Origin of the sequence: Tenacibaculum aiptasiae (assembly GCF_008806755.1) — a bacterium.
Classification (GTDB): Bacteria; Bacteroidota; Bacteroidia; order Flavobacteriales; family Flavobacteriaceae; genus Polaribacter; species Polaribacter aiptasiae.
In genome coordinates, this window is sequence record NZ_WAAU01000036.1 from 15,564 (window position 1) to 37,317 (window position 21,754).

The following is a 21,754-nucleotide window of genomic DNA, read 5'->3' on the forward strand; positions in this document are numbered from 1 at the left end:
GGGGAATGAAAATAGGAATCACTTTTAGTGCTTTTGATTTACTACACGCAGGGCATATTAAAATGTTAGAAGACGCGAAGCGTCAATGCGATTATTTAATTTGTGGATTGCAAACAGATCCAACAATCGATAGACCAGAAAAAAATAAACCAATTCAATCAGTCGTTGAAAGGTATATTCAATTGAAAGGTTGTGTACATGTTGATGAGATAGTTCCTTATGCCACAGAACAAGACTTAGAAGATATATTACGTTCTTTCAAAATTGATGTTAGGGTTTTGGGAGAAGAATATGCTGACAAAAAATTTACAGGTAGAGAATATTGTGAAGAGAAAGGGATAGAACTATTTTACAATAAAAGAGAACATCGTTTTTCAAGTAGTGGTTTACGAAAAGAAGTACATGATAAAGAAAGTTTAAAAACTAAAGATAAATAAGAATGAATATAGCTGTTGTTGGTACAGGTTATGTAGGTTTAGTGTCAGGAACTTGTTTCTCTGAGATGGGAAATAGAGTTGTTTGTGTAGATATTGATCAAAAGAAAATAGATAAGTTGCATGAGGGAATCATCCCTATTTATGAACCTGGTTTAGAAAAAATGGTTCTAAAAAATGTAGAGAATAAAAACTTATTATTTACAACAAAGTTAGAGGACGCAATAGAAGATGCAGATGTTGTTTTTATAGCTGTAGGAACACCTATGGGAGAAGATGGATCTGCTGATTTACAATATGTTTTATCTGTTGCTAAGGAAATCGGACAAAAAATGAACCGTCGATTAGTCGTAGTAGATAAATCGACAGTTCCAGTAGGTACTGCAGATAAAGTAAAAGAAACAATATTAGAGGAATTAAAACTAAGAAATGTTGATTTAAAATTTGATGTTGTTTCTAATCCTGAGTTTTTAAAAGAAGGTGATGCAATAAATGATTTTATGAAGCCAGATAGAGTGGTAATAGGAGCAGAGTCTGATTATGCTTTTGATAAAATGAGAGAGTTGTATTCACCATTTACAATGTCAAGAGAAAGATTTATAGGTATGGATATACGCTCTGCTGAAATGACTAAATATGCAGCTAACGCTATGTTAGCAACTAAAATTTCATTTATGAATGAAATGGCAAATATTTGTGAGCGAGTAGGAGCTGATGTGAATAATGTACGTATAGGTATTGGATCTGACTCTAGAATAGGTTATAGTTTTATATACCCTGGAGCAGGTTATGGAGGTTCTTGTTTCCCTAAAGATGTTAAAGCATTAAAAAAAATTGCAGAGGAATATAATTATAAAGCACAGTTAATTGAATCTGTTGAAGATGTAAATAATCGCCAAAAATACGTAATAGCTGATAAAATTGTTAAAAGATTTGGTGAAAATTTATCAGGTAAGGTATTTGGACTTTGGGGGTTAGCATTTAAACCTGGGACGGATGATATGCGTGAAGCACCTGCTATATATGTAGTTAAAGAGTTGATAAAGAGAGGTGCAAAGGTTCAGGCGTATGATCCAAAAGCAATAGAAGAAGCAAGATGTTTTTATTTAAAAGATGTAGCTGGAATTTCTTATACAAATTCTAAATACGAAGTACTTCAAGGAGCTGATGCTCTAATCTTATTGACTGAATGGAAAGAATTCCGTTCACCTGATTTTGAGGAAATCAAAAATCAGTTAATTGAACCGATAATTTTTGATGGAAGAAATCAATATATAGCATATAATTTAGTAGAAAAAGGAATAGAATATCACAGAATAGGAAAGGAATAATGAAGGTTTTAATTACAGGTGCTGCAGGTTTTATAGGTTTTCATTTATGTCAGCAGTTATTGGAACAAGGTATTGAAGTTGTAGGTATTGATAATATTAACGATTATTATGATGTTAGGCTTAAATATGCACGATTAGCTGAGTTAGGTATAAAAAGAAAAGAAGCTGAAGCATTTTATAATGAAATTAGCAGTGATTCTTTTAATAGTTTTAAGTTTATTAGGCTTAATTTAGAAGATAAGAAAGAATTGTATTCTCTTTTTGAAAAAGAAGGTTTTGATGTTGTTTGTAATTTAGCTGCTCAAGCTGGGGTTAGATATAGTATCGAAAATCCTGACGCTTATGTTCAAAGTAATATAGTTGGTTTTTTAAATATTCTTGAAGCATGTAGGAACTTTAAAGTAGATAAATTAGTGTATGCAAGTAGTTCTAGTGTATATGGAAATAGTGATAGTGTACCATTTAAAGAAACAGATAATGTAGATCATCCTATTAGTTTATATGCAGCAACAAAAAAGTCTAATGAATTAATGGCTCATACCTATAGCCATTTGTATGGGATAGAAACAATAGGTCTTAGGTTTTTTACTGTTTATGGTCCATGGGGTAGACCTGATATGGCTCCATTCTTGTTTACTGATGCAATTTTAAAAGAAAACCCAATAAAGGTATTTAATAATGGAGATTTATCAAGGGATTTTACTTATATAGATGATATTGTTGAAGGGATTAAAATGACCTTAATAAATGAGTCTAAAGATAAATCGAAATACCAATTATATAATATTGGAAACAATTCTCCTGTACAATTAATGGATTTTATTTCAGAAATAGAAAAAAATGCAGATAAAAAGGCAATTAAGAAAATGTATCCAATGCAACCAGGAGACGTGTATAAAACATATGCAGATGTAACTTTTTTATCTCAGCAATTTAATTATAAACCTAAGTTCGACTTAAAATATGGAATTAAACAATTTGTAGATTGGTTCAAATTATATTATAAAGATGAAAAGTAATGCAATCATTTTTAAGAAAAATAAGTTTACTTATTCCTGTTTTTTTACCAATTGCACTTAGTACCTTATTTCATTTAGGATTCGCTAAATTTCAAAAAGGCAAGGACTATAATGATTTAGTTTTATTTTTATCCATTTCAGCTGTAATTAGTACTCTACTATTATTAGGTAAAGAATTAGAATATTATCAGGAAAACAAGAATGTAAATTCATTAATCTATAAAGACTTCTTTACTTTATTGATTGGAGCTATAGTTGTTTCTTGTTCTTTTTATATATTTTATGAGTTTACAGAAAATAATTTTGTTTTTAAAAAAGAATTTATTCTACTAATTCCATTAAAAGTTTTAGTCGATTATTTTGTTATAATCTTAAATGTTAAAGATAAGGCAAGATTTGTGAGATATACGTTTGATATTTTATTTGGCGTAATTCAGGTTTCTTTACTAGGATGTTATATTATAGGGTTCATTAAGTTGAATTCTGTTATATTATTTATTTTACTGTTTTTTTTAGTCCTTTTTTTGTATTATGTTTTTGTGTTAAAGATAGATTTAAAAAAAGTTAAATTTAGAGTTTATCTTTCGTATTTTAAGTTTGGAAAAGCTTTAATTTCTGGATTAGGTTCATTTGTAGCTAAATTTCAATTTATATTAATGTCTATTGTGGCACCAGAGCTTATCGGTATGGCAAATATTGCTTTTACTATAGCTAATACGATTTCGATTCCTTACAATTATTTAACAAAATTAAGGTTACCAAGTGTGTTGAAAAACAATAGCTCATTTAAATCTAATTTTTTCTACGTAAGAAATTATTCGTTGCTTTTTTCATCTCCAGTATTGTTGTTTATTCTTTTCTTTGTGTTATATAATCCTTTTAGTATAGAATACTTGGAAGAGAGAGGGTTTGTTTATTTTTTAATGTTATATATTTTAGCTGCATTTATAGATATTTTAGTGGGACTAAAAAGTAGTATGGTACAAGTCTTAATAGAACCGTCTAAAATTGTCCCTTATTTAATATTAGTGTTAATAATTAGTGTAAGTATATCATATTTCAACCAAGGAGATTTTATAGGTGTTGGCTTTTATGTAGCGTTTATAATTTTATCGAACTTGTTTTTTATTTATAAATATAAGAAGTGTTTTCAAAAAAGAGTCCAATAATAATATTACTAACAATATTTTTTAGTGCGGTTAATATGGCCATGCCTTATTATGTAGGTGGTTCATTATTTATGACTGCGTTAATATTAATTTGTTTAGGTCTAATTTTCTATACACAAGAGAAGATATCTTTTAAAGATAATAAAGTAAATGTCTTTTATTTATTTTTGTTTGCATATTCTTCATTATCAATACTGTTAAGTTATGCACATGAAGAAACCACAGATTTCATGTTCATTCAATATGGAAATTTTTTAAGACTAATTTTAATTCTTCTAGTTTTAGGCTTCTGTAATATAGATAATTCTATTTACTTAAAAGGTATTCGTTATGGTATTTTAATAGGAGCTTTAAGTATTATGATTTTTGGTATTTTAAAAATAGATGTAGTTCTTTTATCTAAAGATATATCATCTGATTATCAAACTAGGTTTTCAGGTTTTTATTTAAATGCCAATTATGCAGGAACTGTAGTTGCTATTGGATTAAATATGTTAAAAGAAAAGAAAGAGAAAATAACATTAATAGAAACAATAATTTATTACACTGCGATATTTTTTACATTTTCTTTTACAGCTATATTAATAACATTAATAGGTTTGTATAAGAAAAATAAAGTTTTATTTATAATAATTCCTATAGCCTCATTAACTTATTTAGTTACATTTTGGGAGACATTTAATTTTAGTCAATCTAGATATAAGAAATTAGCATATTTAAATGAATACCTAAATGGTAATGTTACTTTAGATAAAGTATTTACAGGAAGAATTGAATTATGGAAAGAAGGTATAGAAGCTATTGTGTCTAAACCTATATTTGGTAATGGGTTTGGATATATGTCGTCTTCCATAAAAACTTTAGATGATGTTGGAATTCATAATAGTTATTTTGAAATATTAGGAGACTTTGGTTTGGTTATAGGAGTGTTAATAATATTTAGTTTATTAAGGGTAATTAATTTAAAATCAATTGTTGGATTGTCTATTTTTGTAGCCTTAATTACAGGACATGGTCTATTATATACTATACCTATATATTTATATATACTCATTGGACAGAATAAGAATAAAAAGATGTTAACATAAAATGGAAAAAAAAGATAGAATTAAAGGGGAGTTTTTAAGATTGAAAAAACAATCAGGTACACATTCACCAAGTATAAAAACATTATTGGAAGAAATACCTGAATTAGATATAAAAATAGATGCATGTTTTCTTAGTAACCCATATGCAACAGATTTATTTTTAAATTATTTAGAAAAAGATTTTCCTACTTATAGTGACTTAAGAGATTGTTTAGAATTCTACCCTCCGCAAAATTCTGATATTGCAAAAATAATAGGTAATACGATTGATGTATCAATGGAAAATATTTTTGTAGGTAATGGTGCAATTGAAATAATATCAGCAGTATTAAGTAATTATTGTGGAAAGAAAATTATGCTACCTATACCTACTTTCAGTAGTTATTATGAGTTTATAAAAGAAGATCAAGAGATTGTTTTCCACGAATTAAGTGAACTTAATAATTATGAATTAGATGTTGAAAATTTAAAAGAAGATTTGTTAAATAAAAAAGCAGATTCTCTTATACTTATTAATCCTAATAATCCAAATGGAGATTACTTAAATCGTGAAAAAGTAATAGATTTATTAGAGTTTTGTAAAAACTTAGACTGTGTTATACTAGATGAAAGTTTTGTGCATTTTGCTTATGAAAGTGATGATTTAGATTTAATGAATTATTACGATCTTATCAATACCTATAATAATTTAGTTATTATTAAAAGTATGAGCAAAGATTTTGGAATAGCAGGAGTTAGAGCTGGTTATGGTATTATGTCTAAAGAAAGAGTTGAAAATTTAACTAAATCAAGCTATTTATGGAATATTAGTGGTTTAGCTTCTTATTTCTTTGATTTATATTCTCAGAAAAAGTTTAGAGAGGAATATGATGTTGTAAGGAAAAAATATATAATGAACACCTTGATGTTTAGGTCTGAGTTGTCAGGAATCAAAGGAATAAAAATATATCCATCAAAAGCAAATTTCTTTTTAATAAAAGTAGAAAATGATCTTGATGGTAATTTTGGATTAAATATGTTAATAAACCATGGAGTATATGTTAGAAATTGTTCTGATAAAGTAGGTTTAGAAGGAAGTGGGTATTATAGAGTTGCTAGTAGAACTTTTGAAGAAAATATTAATATAATAAAAGCAATAAAAATTGAGCTTTCTTAAGAAAATTTTAAAGTTATTTTTAAAAGAAGTATACATATTATACTTAAGAGTAGATGTTCTTTTTTTAAAAAGAAATAAGAAAACTTTAGTATTCGATATAGATAATACTTTAGCTAATACTTGGCCTACATTAAAGCCAGAAGAAAGATCAAAGTATAAAAATGAAGCTGATAGATTATCTTCATTGGAGCTATTGCCAAATGCTAAAGAGCTAGTTAAGCTAGTTAATCAAAAGTTTGATCAAATTTTATTTTTATCAGCAAGAGATCCAAGGTGCTTTTCTATTACAGATCAATGGATAAAAAGTAATTTTAAGTTAACTAATTATAAACTTGTTTTAGTACCTAAAGCAAGTCTTAAAATTATTTACTGGAATAGATTAGCTAAAATATCTAAAGAAACAGTAGTTTTAGATGACTTAAGTTATAATCATGAAAATGAAGAGGTGAAATTTTATGCAGATGAAATAGAAATGTTAAAAAAACATAATAGCATCAAATATTTCGATTTTAAAAATATTAATGAAGGATTAAGCACTATAATAGAAAAATTATGAAAAAAATATTAACTAAATTAATAAGGATAAAGTTATTCTTTTCATTTATCAAATTTTATTTTAAATCTCAAAATAAAGCAGAGGTAACATTGTTAATTCCAAGATTGTCTATGACATACTTTTTAAGAACCAATTTCTTGTGGGATTTGGCAACAATGATGTATTTGAGTGAAATAAAAAAAACATATAAAGTTAGAATAGGTTTAAAAGAGATTTCAAAAATTTCTAGTAGTAAAGTAATTTATAATCCAGGATATAATTTAAATGATTGGAAAGTAGATAACGATGTAGCTTTTTTTCCTTTAATTTCAAGTATATTGGAAAACCAATCAAATGAAGTAATACCAACATCAAAAGAAATAAGTTTTTGGGAAAATAAATTTTTTATGTACCAGAAGTTTATTGAAAAAAATATTGAAATGCCTTCGACTCATGTAATTCAAGAGGAGAATTTAAAGGAAATTTTAAATAAAATTGATTTAAAAGATAGTAAATGGCTTTATAAACCTAACCATAGTAAAAGTAGTATTGGAATTGTTGAGATAAAGTCAGATTTTGAAAGTTTTATTAAAGAGAAATTAAAGTTAAATAAATATGTAGTAATCCAAAAGATTATTAATATTAAAAGAGACTGTAGAATTATAGTAATTAATGATGAAATTGTTTTACAATATTGGAGAAATAAAGTTGAAAGCGAAGGGTGGATTCCAACTTCAACATCTACAGGTAGTACAGTAACATTTATGGAATATCCTGAATCATTAAAAAAATGGGTAATAGAATCTACAAATAAGTTAGGTTTAAGAAGTGCAGCCTGGGATATTGTTTTTGATGAAGAAGATTTAAATCAAGAAAATCCATTAGCTTTAGAAGTTAGCCCAATATATTACCCAAACCCTAGAGAAAATTATAGTGCTAATGAATCATATGCTAGCTATAAAAACAATTTAAATTACGAGAAATATTTATTGAACGAATTTAAAACCCATATCAAAGCAAAATTAAAACCATGGGTAGAGCTTTAATAATTGTACCAAATTTCGGAAAAGGAGGTGCGGAGAGAGTTTTAAGCAGAGTGTTATTATCTTTACCAAAAGAAGATGTTAAAAATATATCTTTTTTAACCTTAGATCATGATTTAGGTTATGAGTTGCCCGAAGATATAGAAGTAATAAGACTTCCTCACAAGAGATTAAAAAAGGCATTATTTTCAATGATAAAAGTAATAAATAAACACGATTGGAAGTTTGTTTATAGTACTCTTAATCATTTTAATTTGATATTACCTTTGTTAGTGTTTAGAAAAAGACAAACTAAATTAATTTGTAGGGAAAGTATTCTACCAATAACTTATTATAAAAGTTTTGGTTTTATGGGGAAACTATTACTTTTTTATTATCGAAAAGTAATGAAAGCATATGATACTGTAATTGTTCAAAGTAAAGATATGCTTGATGAAGTACAAAAGTTGAAAATTAAAACTACTTTCTTAATAAATAACCCATCTCCAAGATATAAGTTAGATGTAGAAAAAGATAGAAAGTACAACTTTATTTATGTGGCAAGGTGGCATGATCAAAAAAATTATGAATTATTAATAGAGTTTTGGAAGTGGATTAAGGATATAAAGAAAGATAATTCTCAATTATTATGTATTGGTGTAGGAGATAGAGCAATAGATTTAAACAAATCTTTAAAAGATTATAATTTAGAATTTATAAATAAACATTCTGATATAGAAAGTATTTTAAATGAAAGTCAAGCATATTTAAATTTTTCTAAATATGAAGGTTTTAGTAATTCTATATTAGAAGCATTATCAGCTGGATTACCCGTGTTTGCATTAGATTTTCTTGGAGGGAAAGAAGAGTTGCTTAATTTTAATAATTCAGTAGTTTCTGATATAAAATCATTAAACGCGAATAAAAATGATTTTGAAGATATTTATAAGTCTTTTTTAGAGTTTAAAGAAAAAGAATGGAATAGAGTAGAAATAAAACAAAGAACAGATACAAAATTTGAAGCAAACTTAATTATAGATAAGTTTAAAGAAGTTTTTTATGGCAAAAGATTTTAAAAAAAAAGTTTTATTATTTGAAAATTCGCCTAGTGATATGTTGAACTCTAGGTTTTTATATGCTCTTTTTTTAAAAGAAAAAGGTTTTGATGTTTACCTAAGCTGTGACCATACTGAAAAATTATTAGAAAAAAGTAATGAGAATGATTTTAATTTTTTTGAAATAAAAAATGTAAAATCTATGAATCCAATAACGATTTTAAAGTCTATTTTTCATATGTCTAAAATTATAAGGAAAGAACAAATAGATTTGATACATTGTTATAGGTTTCATCCAATCCTCATTGGAACTATTGCTGGAGTATTAACTAGAACAAAAGTAATAAATCATATAACAGGTTTAGGTACTTACTTTTCAAATAAAGGAATAAAAAATTTAATAATATCTAAGATTATTAAATTTGTATATACAGTTAATAATAAGATTTTTAAGGTAGTAACTATAGTGCAGAATCCAGACGATAAAATAGATTTAAATTTAAATTGTCATATAATAAAAGGGAGTGGAGTTGATCAAAAAAAGTTTAAGGTTAATTTAAATAAAGAAAATGAATTAAATAAAAACTATAACTTGACTTTCTTTTTTGCATCTAGGTTATTAAAATCAAAAGGAGTTTTAAATCTTTGCGAAGCTTTTAAAAATTATCAAGATAACACAACTAAAAAAGTACTTTTAGTAATTGCAGGAGAGCCAGATTATAAAAATCCAGATTCTATTTCAAGGAAAGAATATGAAAATATAAAAAGAATAGAAAATATACAGATATTAGGAAAAGTAACAAATGTTAACGAATATATAGATATGGCAACATGTTCTATATTTCCATCGGTTTATAGAGAGGGGATCCCAAGGTTTTTGATTGAGTCATTAGCAATGAAAAAACCAATAATTACTACCAATACACCTGGTAATAAAGAAGCTTTTAATAATAACGGGGTACTTATGAATGGTAATAAAGAAGAAGATATTCTTAAAGCTTTTTTGGAATTTGAAAAACTAGATATTATTCAAATGAAGGAAAATAGTGAAAAATTATACAAGAAAGAATTGAGAAATGAAGTAGTTTTTCCTAAAATGCTAGAAACCTATTCTAGTTTATAGTGAAATTAATAATTAAAAATAAGAAAAAGTGTATTCTATAAAATTAAAAAATCCGGAAATAATAAAAGAAATTGAATTAATTGATATTCAGAAGTTAAAGCCGCATGAAAATGTGATTAAAAGTAGAAAAGATACTCTAAAAGAATATATTAAATCATATAATAATTATGTTGTAATTCCATCTATAATATGTTGTAGTAAAACCTTTATGATTATTGATGGTCATCATAGATATCAAACACTTTTAGAACTAGGAGCAAAAAAAGTTCCAGTTACTGTTATTGATTATTTTGACGATAGTATAAGAACTCATAATGAAGCAGAAAAAGAATTAGAAAAAACAATTATATTAGATTCTCTTGAAGGAGAAAAGTTACCTCCAAAATCTACAATTCATGAAGTTCAAACTTCAGATTTACAATGGAAACCAATAATTTTAATTTCTTCTTTATGTGAGTTTAGAATATAATTAAAAAAAATAAAAAATTTTAATGAAAGGAGTAATACTAGCAGGTGGATCAGGAACAAGACTGTATCCGATAACAAAAGGTGTGTCAAAACAATTATTGCCAATATATGACAAGCCTATGATTTATTACCCATTGTCGGTATTAATGCTTGCTGGTATAACTGAAATTTTAATTATATCTACACCAAATGATTTACCTAATTTTCAAAAGTTATTAGGTGATGGAAGTGATTTGGGACTTGAAATAAAATATACGGAACAATTATCACCAGATGGTTTAGCACAAGCTTTTATTCTAGGAGAAGAATTTATTGGTAAAGATGATGTTTGTATGGTTTTAGGCGATAATATTTTTTATGGTCATGGATTGCCAGAGATGTTAAATTCAGCAATAAAAAATGTAAAAGAGAAAAGAAAAGCTACGGTATTTGGTTATTATGTAAAAAACCCTAAAAGGTATGGAGTAGTTGATTTTGATTCTAATGGAAATGCTAAATCTATTATTGAAAAGCCTAAAGTACCTAAATCTAATTATGCAGTAGTTGGACTGTATTTTTATCCCAATAATGTCATTAATGTAGCTAAAAAAGTTAAACCATCAGAGCGAGGAGAATTAGAGATTACATCGATAAATCAATATTATCTAGAAAGAAAAGAACTGAAAGTTCAATTAATGGGACGCGGTTTTGCTTGGCTAGATACTGGAACTCCGGATTCATTAATGGAAGCAGGACACTTTATAGAAACTATAGAAAAACGTCAAGGTTTGAAGATAGCTTGTTTAGAGGAAATAGCTCTTTACATGGGCTACATAACTAAAGAGCAAGTAAAGAAACTAGCTGAACCATTAAGACAAAATAGTTACGGACAGTATTTATTGAGTTTAGTGAAATAGTAAAATGAATTTTTTTAAAACTGAAATTCCTGAAATTATAATTATTCAACCTAATGTCTTAGGGGATGAAAGAGGGTATTTTTTTGAATCATTTAAGCAATGTGAGTTTGAAGAAAATATTCAAAAAATTAAGTTTATTCAAGACAACGAATCAAAATCTAGAAGAGGAGTTTTAAGAGGGTTACATTTTCAAAAGCCTCCTTTTTCACAAGCTAAGTTAGTACGATGCATCAAAGGGAAAGTTATTGATATAGCAGTAGATATTAGAATAGGTTCACCTACATATGGTAAACATATTGCTGTTGAATTATCGGAAAAGAATAAAAGACAGTTGTTTATACCAAGAGGTTTTGCACATGGCTTTGCTGTTTTATCAGAAGAAGCAATAGTTTCATACAAAGTAGACAATAATTATGCTCCAGATTATGAATCTGGGATAAAATGGGATGATAAACAATTGAAAATAAACTGGAAATTAAACTCAGAAGAAGTAATTTTATCAGAAAAAGATAAAGATTTATTATCTTTCAAAGATTTTAAGAGTCCTTTTAATTATTAAAAATGAATATATTAATTACTGGTAGTAATGGTCAGTTAGGATCAGAGATAAAGGATTTGTCTTCTGACTATTCTAGATATAATTTTTTTTTTGAAGATTCGAAAAGCCTTGATATAACTGATTTAGAAAAAGTAAAAACATATATTTTAAAAAAAAAAATTCAAGCAGTTGTCAACTGTGCAGCTTATACAGCAGTAGATAAAGCTGAAATAGAAAAGGAAAAAGCAGAGCAAGTTAATTATATAGGTGTTTCTAATTTAATTAAGGGGATTGAGTTAGTAGAAGGAAAATTAATCCATATCTCAACCGATTATGTTTTTAATGGAAAAAATGTTATTCCTTATAAAGAAGAAGATAATATAAGTCCTATAAATGTTTATGGAAAGACTAAATTAAAAGGAGAAGAAGAAGTTTTAAAATCATCAGTAGAAGCAATTATAATTAGAACATCATGGTTGTATTCCATTTATAGAAAAAACTTTGTTAAAACAATACTTCGTTTAGGAAAAGAAAAAAAAGAATTAAATGTAGTATATGATCAAATAGGAGTGCCAACTTATGCAAAAGATTTGGCTAAAGTTTGTTTGGATATTATAGGAAGAAATAAAATAGATAAAAATTCTAAAATTTATCATTATTCTAATGAAGGTGTTACTTCGTGGTATGATTTTGCAAAGGCCATAATTGAGATTTCAAAAATAGATTGTAAGGTATACCCAATTGATACTAAGCAATACCCTACACCTGCCAAAAGACCAAGTTATTCACTTTTAAATAATTCTAAAATTAAAGAAGATTTTGATATAAAAATACCTTATTGGAGAGATTCATTAAAAGATAGTATTGATAGAATAAAAAACGAATAGAATGAGAAATATATTAATTACTGGAGGTGCTGGTTTTATCGGATCACATGTAGTCAGACTATTTGTTAATAATTATTCAGAGTATAATATTGTTAACTTAGATGCTTTAACCTATGCTGGAAATTTAGAGAACCTAAAAGATATTGAAATATTATCTAATTATACCTTTGTTAAAGGTGATATTTGTGATTATAATTTTTTAAAAGAAGTATTTGTTAAATATAATATTGATGGAGTTATTCATTTAGCTGCAGAATCTCATGTAGATAGATCTATTAAGGATCCATTTTCTTTTGCTCAAACTAATATAATGGGGACATTAAGTTTATTAGAAGCAGCAAAAAATAGTTGGAATGATGATTTTGAAAATAAGCTGTTTTACCATATTTCTACAGATGAAGTATATGGAAGTTTAGGAGATGAAGGTTTTTTTACGGAAAACACACCTTATGATCCTCATTCGCCATATTCAGCCTCTAAAGCTTCATCTGACCATTTTGTAAGAGCATTTCATGACACTTATGGATTACCTGTTGTTATATCTAATTGTTCTAATAATTATGGCTCTTATCAATTTCCAGAAAAATTAATTCCTTTATTTATAAATAACATTTGTAATAATAAGCCGTTACCGGTATATGGAAAAGGAGAAAATGTTAGGGATTGGTTATTTGTAAATGATCATGCAAGAGCCATTGATGTTATTTTTCATAAAGGAAAGTTAGGTGAAACCTATAATATAGGTGGATTTAACGAATGGAAAAATATCGATTTAATAAAAGTGTTAATTAAAACAGTTGATAAATTATTAGGTAGAGAAAAAGGAACTTCTGATAAATTGATAACTTATATTAAAGATAGAAAAGGTCATGATTATAGATATGCAATTGATTCTACTAAACTAAAAGAAGAATTAGGATGGGAACCTTCTTTACAATTTGAGGAAGGTATTGAAAAAACAGTTAAATGGTACTTAGAAAATACAGATTGGCTTGATAATGTGATGAATGGAGATTATCAAAAATATTATAGTACTATGTATTCATAACAATTAAAAAAGGTAGAATTAGTTTTTTTATAACATTTACTTTCTTAATTTTGCGTTAAAATTCTATGCAGTTAGTTATGTTTTTAATTACTTTGGGTTTATTTCTTATAGGTTCTTTTTTAGTTACTTATTTTGTTATACCTAAAATAATAAAGGTAGTTTCTTATAAGAAATTATTAGATGAACCAAATAATAGAAGTTCACATAAAAAAGTAACTCCCACATTAGGTGGAGTTGCCTTTTATATAACTATAATTTTATCATTCTTTTTTCTAAAAAAATGGGACTCAGATTTATTTAGTTTGAATTTAATGGTAAGTATTACTGTTTTGTTTATAATAGGTTTAAAAGACGATTTAATAGCTATTTCTGCAAAAACAAAAGCATTAGCGCAAATTTTAGCGATATCTTTTCTAGTATTTGATAATGGTTTAATGACAGATACTTTAGGAGGTTTTTTAGGAATTACCAATGTAAACTATTGGACTTACTTAGTTTTTGTATACTTTGCAATCTTCTTTATAATAAATTCATATAATCTAATTGATGGTATTGATGGATTGGCTTCATCAGTAGGAATAATGATTTTTACGCTTTATAGTATTATTTTTTATCTATTAGGAGAGAATTATTATTTTTTCTTATGTATTGTAATTATAGGAACTCTATTGGCTTTTTTAAGTTTTAATTTATCTGAAAAAAGGAAAATTTTTATGGGGGATACAGGCTCTATGATTATAGGTTTTTTGATTGCTCTCCTAACATTTAAGATATTAACCTATAATTACAAAATAGATAAAATAGACATACCTTCTGAAAATTTGATAATAATTTTAACATCTATAATATCTATTCCTGTTTTAGACACGGTTAGAGTTTTTATAATTAGGACTATTAACAAAAAAAGTTTTTTCATAGCAGATAGAAACCATGTTCACCATGTCTTTGTTGATCAAGGTTTGTCTCATAGAAGAGCAACTTTTTTTATTGTTTTTATTAACTTAATAATAACAACAATTATATACTTGCTGTCTTCTGTATTAAATAGTTTTGCTTTATTGTTTGTCTTTCTTCTTTTGAGCGTTGTATTTTATATGGTTCTTTTCTATTTTAATATGAAGAAAAATGAAAATCAAGAGCTACGACCAAATTTTTTAAATAAAATAGCAAAAACAATATTGAACTTTTTCTTATAAGTTAAGTCTATTGTATATAAAGACATAAAAAAAACACAAAATCATATAATGATTTTGTGTTTTTTATTTTTGATAAAAAGATATAATAAATAATATTTATTTTAATCTTTCTAAGCTTAGATCTTTGTTGTATTTTACTATAAATAAGCCTCTATTACTTGTACTTCCAAAAGTTTTCTTACGATAATCGAATTTATTTTCTAAACGAAGAGAAACACCGTCTTTAAAAGTATCTGTTAAGCTTTTTCCAGAAGCTAATCTCATTAAAACATCATAGGTAATATCAAATCCCTTGATAGCATAATCAGAAGGTATGGTGTTGTTGTTGTCAAAGTATTTTTTATTGAAAACCTTTACATCATTAGAAGAATCATCAGCAAAAACATTAGAAACATATGTAAAATCAATACTAGCTAGTTTATTGTTTTCTATTTTATCGTATGCTTTATTTTTTTCAATTGCAAACACTTGAACTGTTATATCATCAGGTAACCCTATCATACTATTTAAAACATCAGCAATAGCTACATTATCATCAGATGTAATAACAACCCAGTTGTGTTTTTTAGGATTCATTTTTTCAGTAAAGCGTTCTCTTTTAATATAACCGTCTTTTGGTTTGAAAATATGAACGTTTTTAATTGAATCATGACTTTTTAAATTGCCAGCAATTTTTGTTATCCTAGAGTTTGAATTCGTTTTACCATCACCTACAACAAAAACCTCTTCACCATTATATTTGTCTTTTAAATAAGAAATTAAAAAATCAGTGTATTTATCTTTTTCAGGAGCTGTTTTAACTAATTTAGAAGAAGAAAAATTCTGTTGCTTACTAGAAAAATGGGGGAAAACTACTGGAGCGCTAACTTTACGGGCAATTATTTCTGCTTTATTAGAATAAAAAGGACCAATAATAACATCGCTATTATCTAATTGATCTTCTTCTAATATTGAACTAACATTACTACCTCTGTTTCCAGTATCGAAAACATTCAAATTAACCATTACTCCTTGTTTTTTTATAGAGTCAATAGCCATTTCAGCTCCCATGTAAAAATCAGTAACCATATTAGCTAAAGAAGCCGATTTATTCTTTTTCTTACTAAAAATATCTTTGGCAGATAAAGAATCGTATTCTTTTGCTTTAAAAGGTAGTAAAATAGCTAAATTTATAGCCGTGTTTTCTTGAATAGTATCTTTATAAAAAGTAAAGTTTTCATCTGAGTTAACCTCTTCTATAGGTTTAATTTTTAAAAGTTGACCAATAGAAAGTTCATTATTAACAATATTAGGAAACTCAGGGTTTAATCTAATTAAATCATCTTTAGAAATATTATAAAAACGTGTTAAGCTATATACAGTTTCTTTACTTTTAACCGTATGAGTTAAAAATTTTTCTAAAACTTCCTCACGATCAATAGTTATAACACTTTCAGTAGCTTTAACTTTTAAAACTTGACCAATGCTTAAGTCATTGTTTTTAATACCTGGGTATTCTGGATTCCATTTAATTAAATCATCTTTAGAAATATCATATTCTTTAGTAATTCTATATACAGTTTCACCAGCTTTTACTGTATGTGTTTCATATTCATAAACAGTTTGTTGAAATACTTCTTCTGTATTTTCATTGTTATTTTCAGTAGGTTCTGATTCTACAGCCTCTGTCTCAGTAACAATAGGTTGTTCTTCTGTATTTTCTGAAGAAGATGAAGAAATTCCTTTTTTTATTTCAGGATTTGGAATTACAATTACCGTATTTGGGTCAGGCCTTCTACTTACGTCTGGATTTAAACGAAGTAGATCCTTGGTTTTCATGTCAAGACGTTTTGCAATGTCGCGCATTGTTTCACCATCTTTTACTTTGTAAGAGACATATCGTTTCTGCTGGCCGCAGGAAACGGCAAAAGTTAAAATACAAATTAAAAGTAAAAATTGTAATTTCTTCATCTAGGTTGTTTTTATTTTTAGGAGTTATTCCCATTCAATTGTTGCAGGTGGTTTAGAGCTAATATCATAAACAACTCTATTAACACCTTTTACATTATTAATTATTTTATTTGATGTTTTTTGTAAAAACTCATAAGGTAAGTTTACCCAATCAGCAGTCATACCATCGGTACTTTCAACAGCACGTAAAGCTACTACTTTTTCATAAGTTCTTTCATCTCCCATAACTCCAACCGAGTTTACAGGTAATAAAATTGCTCCAGCTTGCCATACCTTATTATATAATCCGTCTTCTTTTAATCCATTAATAAAAATAGCATCAACTTCTTGCAATATCCTAACTTTTTCAGCTGTAATATCACCTAAAATTCTAATAGCTAAACCAGGGCCAGGAAAAGGATGACGTCCTAATAAGTCTTTATCAATTCCCATTGATGCTCCTACACGACGAACTTCATCTTTAAATATCATTCGTAATGGCTCAACTATTTTTAGTTTCATAAAGTCAGGTAATCCTCCTACATTATGATGACTTTTAATTGTTGCTGAAGGGCCTCCATTTACTGAAACAGATTCTATAACATCTGGATAAATAGTTCCTTGAGCTAACCATTTTGCATCTTTAATTTGAGAAGCTTCATCATCAAAAACATCAATAAAAACTTTACCTATAGCTTTACGTTTAGCTTCAGGGTCACTTAATCCAGCAAGTTCATTCAAGAAACGTGCCGAAGCATCAACCCCTTTTACATTTAAGCCCATACCTTCATATTGTTTTAATACGTCGGTAAATTCATTCTTTCTTAATAATCCATTATTAACAAATATACAATGTAAATTACTTCCAATAGCTTTATGTAATAATACAGCAGCTACTGTTGAATCTACTCCTCCAGATAGTCCTAAAACAACCTTGTCATTTCCTACTTTAGCTTTTATGCTGGCAACCGTTTCATCTACAAAAGAAGATGGTGTCCATGTTTGAGCTACCCCTGCTATATTAACTAAAAAGTTTTGTAATAATTGTTTTCCATCTGTTGAATGATAAACTTCAGGATGAAATTGAATAGCATAAGTTGTTTCTCCTTCAATTTTATAAGCTGCATTTTTTACATCGTGTGTGCTAGCTAATAAAATTCCGTTAGTAGGCAAGTCTTTAATTGTATCTGAATGGCTCATCCAAACTTGACTTCCTTCAGAAATTTCGTTGAAAAACTCCTCCTCTTTTTTAATGAATGATAAATTGGCTCTTCCATATTCTCTGGTATTTGAAGGAGCTACAAGTCCACCAGAAAAATGAGCTAAATATTGGGCTCCATAACAAACAGCTAATAAAGGTTTTTTACCTCTAATTTCAGATAAATCTGGGTGAGGTGCTTCGTCAGAACGAACAGATGAAGGACTCCCAGATAGTATGACAGCTTTAAAATTGTTTAAATTTTCTGGTATTTTGTTATACGGATGAATTTCACAATAAATGTTCAATTCTCTTACTCGGCGCGCAATTAATTGCGTGTATTGCGATCCGAAATCTAATATAAGTACGTTGTGTTGTTGCATGTGCAAAAATAGTACTTAGATTTTAGATTTGTAGTATTTGATTTTAGATTTTTTGAAGTTTTTTAATAACGATAAACGATTGCATTAATACTCATTCCTGAGCCAACAGAAGCTAACATAATTACATCTCCTTTTTCTACCTTTTGATTCTCTATTTTACCTTTTAAAACTAAATCTAATAATGTAGGAACGGTAGCTACAGAACTATTTCCTAGCTTATGAATACTCATTGGCATAATACCTTCTGGAATAGGTTTTTTATATAGTCTAAAGAAACGTTTAATAATTGCTTCATCCATTTTTTCATTTGCTTGATGGATAAAAACTTTTTTTACTTCATCTATTGTTATTCCACTTTTATCTAAAGCTATTTTCATAGCGTTTGGCACATTGTTTAAAGCGAACTCGTAAATTTTACGACCGTGCATTTTTATGTATCGCACATCCTTATCGTGACTTTTATTATAAGATTTACCGAAAAATAAATAGAAGGCTTCTTCTTTAGTAAATGTTTGACTAGCATGACTAATAATTCCAGATTCAGAACCTTCTTTAGCTTCAACAACGCAAGCTCCAGCACCATCACTGTATATCATAGAATCTCTATCGTTTTGATCTACGACTCTGGATAGTGTTTCAGCACCTATAACTAAACATTTTTTTGCTATACCAGCTTTGATGAAGGCTTGTGCTTGAATAACTCCTTCTACCCAACCTGGACAACCAAATAAAATGTCGTAAGCTACACAGTTTGGGTTTTCTATTCCTAATTTGTATTTAACTCTTGTGGCTAAACTAGGTAGGATATCGCTTTGAATTGCGTTACTCTTTACATCACCAAAGTTATGAGCTAAGATTATATAATCTAGTTCTTCTGGATTTATATTAGCATCTTTTATGGCTTTCTGAGCAGCAAAATAACCTAAGTCAGAAGCATTATATTCATTTTTAGCATAGCGTCGTTCTTCAATCCCAGTAATTGATTTAAACTTTTCAATAATTACATCATTTGTACTAGGAAAATCAGATCCATCTTCATTCAAAAATTGATGATTAGAAAACTCTGCATTTGTTTTTTGAATAGAGGTAATATATGTTCCTGTGCCTGTAATTACTGATGATGTCATTAGAATTCTTTAAGGGTTAAAGAATACAAATAAAACATTTTTAATTACATTAATACCTTAATTATCAGTCAATTTTTGAGAATTATCGAATTCTTAAAAAAGAGATAAATAATTATCTATTTAACAAAAAAAAGAGACCTTTTCTATGTTTGTTGTTTTTATAAATATGAACTATCAAAAGAAAAAGGCAATAAAGACAGTAATGATTCTGTTTTTACAATTTTACCAACCTCTCCCATAAAAAGAATCTCCATTGGTTCTTTTTGGTTGATTTCATATTCAGATAATGTTTGTCTACAAGCACCACAAGGCCCAACAGGTTTATCTACTTTTGTTTGGGTTGATGCAGCTGTTATAGCTAATTTTTTGATTTTTATTCCAGGGAATTCTGAGCCAATTTTCCAAATTCCGACTCTTTCAGCACACATACCAGAGGGATATGCAGCGTTTTCTTGATTATTTCCTAAAACAATTTCTCCATTTTCTAATAAAAAAGCAGCACCTACATTAAATTTAGAATAAGGAGCATAAGCCTTCGCTCTAGCTTCAACAGCTTTATTCATTAGAATTCTATCTTCCTGAGATAATTCTTCTACACTATTATAAATAACAGCTGAAGATTTTACTTCTATTTTTTCCATAAGAAATAGTATTGGTCAAAAAAAGCAGTCGTCAAGACTGCTTTTAAATTATGTTACGAAATTAAAAAAAAAATACTAAATTTTAGTAATCTTCGTAGATTTCTCCTAAGTCAAATGATAAAGAGAATCTTAAAGTATTTTCTAATGGGTTATTTACAGCAGAAGTATTAACTAAATATGATAAATCTAAAGTAAATGATTTAGCTGTAAATCCTGCTCCTAAAGTGAAAAACTGGCGTTGACCTTTTTCTTCACTTTCATGAAAATAACCTGCTCTTGCTGCGAAAGCATTGTTGTATAAATACTCCGCACCTAAAGCCCATGTTACTTCTTTTAATTCTTCACCAAAGCTTCTATCTCCTAAAGAAGTAAACATTCCATCGAACCAGCCTCTAGTAGATTGTGTACTACTTGAAGGAACTAATAATTTTGTGAATTCTAAGTTTAAACCTAAAGTATTTTGACTATCAAAAATAAAGTCAAAACCACCTCCTAATTTAGCATTAGTAGGGATAAAATTTTCTTGTCCAGGAGTATATTCAACTTTAGGACCAATATTAGCAATATTAAAACCTAAACGATAACGACCATTGAAACTTCCATAATTTCTTTCATCAGATTGGTAATAACCAGAAATATCAACAGCAAATGAATTAACAGCGTCAATACTATTGTTAGTAACATCTAAATTAGAGTTTATGTATTTAAGTCCAATACCCATTGAAAATTTTTCACTTAATTTCATTGAGTATGTACCAGTAATAGCAAATTCACTTGGATTTGTATAGCCTAAACTTTGAGCTAAATCTGTTGTAAGTTCTATTTTACCTAATGAGAAATATTTAACGTCAACACCCCAAGCAGCATTTTCTTTAAATCTATTTACATAAGAAGCATTTCCTATAAATATATCGTCTGTTAAATTACGCAACCAAGGAGTGTAGTTTAAACCAATACTTATTTTGTTTTGGTTAAAAGCTGTTTTAGCTGGGTTGTGAAAAATTGAAAATGCATCAGCTGATGTAGCTACACCTACATCTCCCATACCGCCAGCACGAGCGTCTGATGAAATTAATAAAAATGGAGTAGCTGTTGTGATTCCACTTGATGTTGATTGTGCTTTGATTTGAAGGGCAAAACATGCAAAAAACAATAAAATTGATAATTTTTTCATGTAAAAATTTGATTATTAGTTCGGCAAATATATGATTTTCTTAAAAAAATGCTAAAATCTGTTAAATTTTAACCACTATCTTAACGATCATAGGATAAAATTATTACATTTTTTTGAAGAATAGTTAAAAATATTTTAAAATATTTTATTTCTGCCTTTTTTTTGTTTTTGAAAGTGAGAGTCTTAGATATTTATTGTGTAAAATAATAAAAATTAATGCTAGATATTTAATCTTTTTCTTAGATTCGTAATACTAAACTTAAAAAATGGTCGTTTGTAATCTTGCAAAGCAACTTTCTAATACGAGAAATTGTAGATAAATTAGTTGTAAGAAATT

The 21,754-nt window shown here is 27.6% G+C and carries 21 protein-coding genes; 16 read left to right on the forward strand and 5 right to left on the reverse strand.

Translation table 11 applies throughout. The features are described 5' to 3' along the window. The first annotated feature begins 5 nt into the window (after positions 1-5). The 16 genes from F7018_RS17275 to F7018_RS17350 all read left to right on the forward strand — a co-directional run bounded on the left by F7018_RS17275 (position 6) and on the right by F7018_RS17350 (position 14,965). Positions 6-437 (forward strand): adenylyltransferase/cytidyltransferase family protein, encoded by a 432-nt coding sequence (locus F7018_RS17275; RefSeq protein WP_150901357.1) that lies wholly within the window; start codon positions 6-8, stop codon positions 435-437. Between the two features lie 2 nt (positions 438-439). Then, entirely contained in the window at positions 440-1,765 is a 1,326-nt protein-coding gene (locus tag F7018_RS17280; RefSeq protein WP_150901358.1) for a UDP-glucose dehydrogenase family protein, read from the forward strand. Beyond that, positions 1,765-2,784: an NAD-dependent epimerase gene (locus tag F7018_RS17285; RefSeq protein WP_150901359.1), complete on the forward strand. Its 1,020-nt coding sequence runs from the start codon at positions 1,765-1,767 to the stop codon at positions 2,782-2,784. The genes F7018_RS17280 and F7018_RS17285 overlap by 1 nt, the downstream gene beginning before the upstream one ends. Further along, positions 2,784-3,953, forward strand: coding sequence for a hypothetical protein (locus F7018_RS17290; protein ID WP_150901360.1), 1,170 nt, complete (start codon positions 2,784-2,786; stop codon positions 3,951-3,953). The genes F7018_RS17285 and F7018_RS17290 overlap by 1 nt, the downstream gene beginning before the upstream one ends. A gap of 35 nt (positions 3,954-3,988) precedes the next feature. Beyond that, entirely contained in the window at positions 3,989-5,041 is a 1,053-nt protein-coding gene (locus F7018_RS17295; protein ID WP_150901361.1) for an O-antigen ligase family protein, read from the forward strand. 1 nt (position 5,042) lies between these two features. Continuing rightward, entirely contained in the window at positions 5,043-6,197 is a 1,155-nt protein-coding gene (locus tag F7018_RS17300) for a pyridoxal phosphate-dependent aminotransferase (RefSeq protein WP_150901362.1), read from the forward strand. Then, entirely contained in the window at positions 6,184-6,753 is a 570-nt protein-coding gene (locus F7018_RS17305; protein ID WP_150901363.1) for an HAD family hydrolase, read from the forward strand. The genes F7018_RS17300 and F7018_RS17305 overlap by 14 nt, the downstream gene beginning before the upstream one ends. Next, entirely contained in the window at positions 6,750-7,778 is a 1,029-nt protein-coding gene (locus tag F7018_RS17310) for an ATP-grasp domain-containing protein (RefSeq protein WP_150901364.1), read from the forward strand. Before F7018_RS17305 ends, F7018_RS17310 begins: the two co-directional genes overlap by 4 nt. Further along, entirely contained in the window at positions 7,763-8,830 is a 1,068-nt protein-coding gene (locus tag F7018_RS17315) for a glycosyltransferase (RefSeq protein ID WP_150901365.1), read from the forward strand. The genes F7018_RS17310 and F7018_RS17315 overlap by 16 nt, the downstream gene beginning before the upstream one ends. Next, complete coding sequence (locus tag F7018_RS17320) at positions 8,814-9,932, forward strand: glycosyltransferase (protein WP_150901366.1); 1,119 nt, start codon at positions 8,814-8,816, stop codon at positions 9,930-9,932. The genes F7018_RS17315 and F7018_RS17320 overlap by 17 nt, the downstream gene beginning before the upstream one ends. A 28-nt stretch (positions 9,933-9,960) precedes the next feature. Beyond that, positions 9,961-10,401: a ParB N-terminal domain-containing protein gene (locus tag F7018_RS17325; RefSeq protein ID WP_150901367.1), complete on the forward strand. Its 441-nt coding sequence runs from the start codon at positions 9,961-9,963 to the stop codon at positions 10,399-10,401. Positions 10,402-10,423: 22 nt separating this feature from the next. Next, positions 10,424-11,296, forward strand: coding sequence for a glucose-1-phosphate thymidylyltransferase RfbA (rfbA, locus tag F7018_RS17330; RefSeq protein WP_150901368.1), 873 nt, complete (start codon positions 10,424-10,426; stop codon positions 11,294-11,296). Positions 11,297-11,300: 4 nt separating this feature from the next. Next, positions 11,301-11,855 carry a dTDP-4-dehydrorhamnose 3,5-epimerase gene (gene rfbC, locus F7018_RS17335; RefSeq protein ID WP_150901369.1) on the forward strand — a complete coding sequence of 185 codons (555 nt, stop codon included), beginning with the start codon at positions 11,301-11,303 and terminating at the stop codon, positions 11,853-11,855. A 2-nt stretch (positions 11,856-11,857) separates the two neighbouring features. Continuing rightward, positions 11,858-12,721 carry a dTDP-4-dehydrorhamnose reductase gene (gene rfbD, locus F7018_RS17340; protein WP_150901370.1) on the forward strand — a complete coding sequence of 288 codons (864 nt, stop codon included), beginning with the start codon at positions 11,858-11,860 and terminating at the stop codon, positions 12,719-12,721. Position 12,722: 1 nt separating this feature from the next. Next, positions 12,723-13,769: a dTDP-glucose 4,6-dehydratase gene (gene rfbB / locus F7018_RS17345; RefSeq protein WP_150901371.1), complete on the forward strand. Its 1,047-nt coding sequence runs from the start codon at positions 12,723-12,725 to the stop codon at positions 13,767-13,769. 65 nt (positions 13,770-13,834) lie between these two features. After that, positions 13,835-14,965, forward strand: coding sequence for a glycosyltransferase family 4 protein (locus F7018_RS17350; RefSeq protein ID WP_150901372.1), 1,131 nt, complete (start codon positions 13,835-13,837; stop codon positions 14,963-14,965). A gap of 96 nt (positions 14,966-15,061) precedes the next feature. Here the strand turns inward: F7018_RS17350 and F7018_RS17355 are convergent, their stop codons facing one another. From F7018_RS17355 to porV, 5 genes are all read right to left on the reverse strand, one after another. Continuing rightward, entirely contained in the window at positions 15,062-16,915 is a 1,854-nt protein-coding gene (locus F7018_RS17355; protein WP_150901373.1) for a LysM peptidoglycan-binding domain-containing protein, read from the reverse strand. A 24-nt stretch (positions 16,916-16,939) separates the two neighbouring features. After that, positions 16,940-18,475 carry a glutamine-hydrolyzing GMP synthase gene (gene guaA / locus F7018_RS17360; RefSeq protein ID WP_150901374.1) on the reverse strand — a complete coding sequence of 512 codons (1,536 nt, stop codon included), beginning with the start codon at positions 18,473-18,475 and terminating at the stop codon, positions 16,940-16,942. Positions 18,476-18,537: 62 nt separating this feature from the next. Then, positions 18,538-19,602: a 3-oxoacyl-ACP synthase III family protein gene (locus F7018_RS17365; protein ID WP_150901375.1), complete on the reverse strand. Its 1,065-nt coding sequence runs from the start codon at positions 19,600-19,602 to the stop codon at positions 18,538-18,540. Between the two features lie 158 nt (positions 19,603-19,760). Further along, positions 19,761-20,243 carry a cytidine deaminase gene (gene cdd / locus F7018_RS17370; protein WP_150901376.1) on the reverse strand — a complete coding sequence of 161 codons (483 nt, stop codon included), beginning with the start codon at positions 20,241-20,243 and terminating at the stop codon, positions 19,761-19,763. 82 nt (positions 20,244-20,325) lie between these two features. Further along, positions 20,326-21,417 carry a type IX secretion system outer membrane channel protein PorV gene (gene porV, locus F7018_RS17375; RefSeq protein ID WP_150901377.1) on the reverse strand — a complete coding sequence of 364 codons (1,092 nt, stop codon included), beginning with the start codon at positions 21,415-21,417 and terminating at the stop codon, positions 20,326-20,328. Positions 21,418-21,754: the final 337 nt, after the last annotated feature.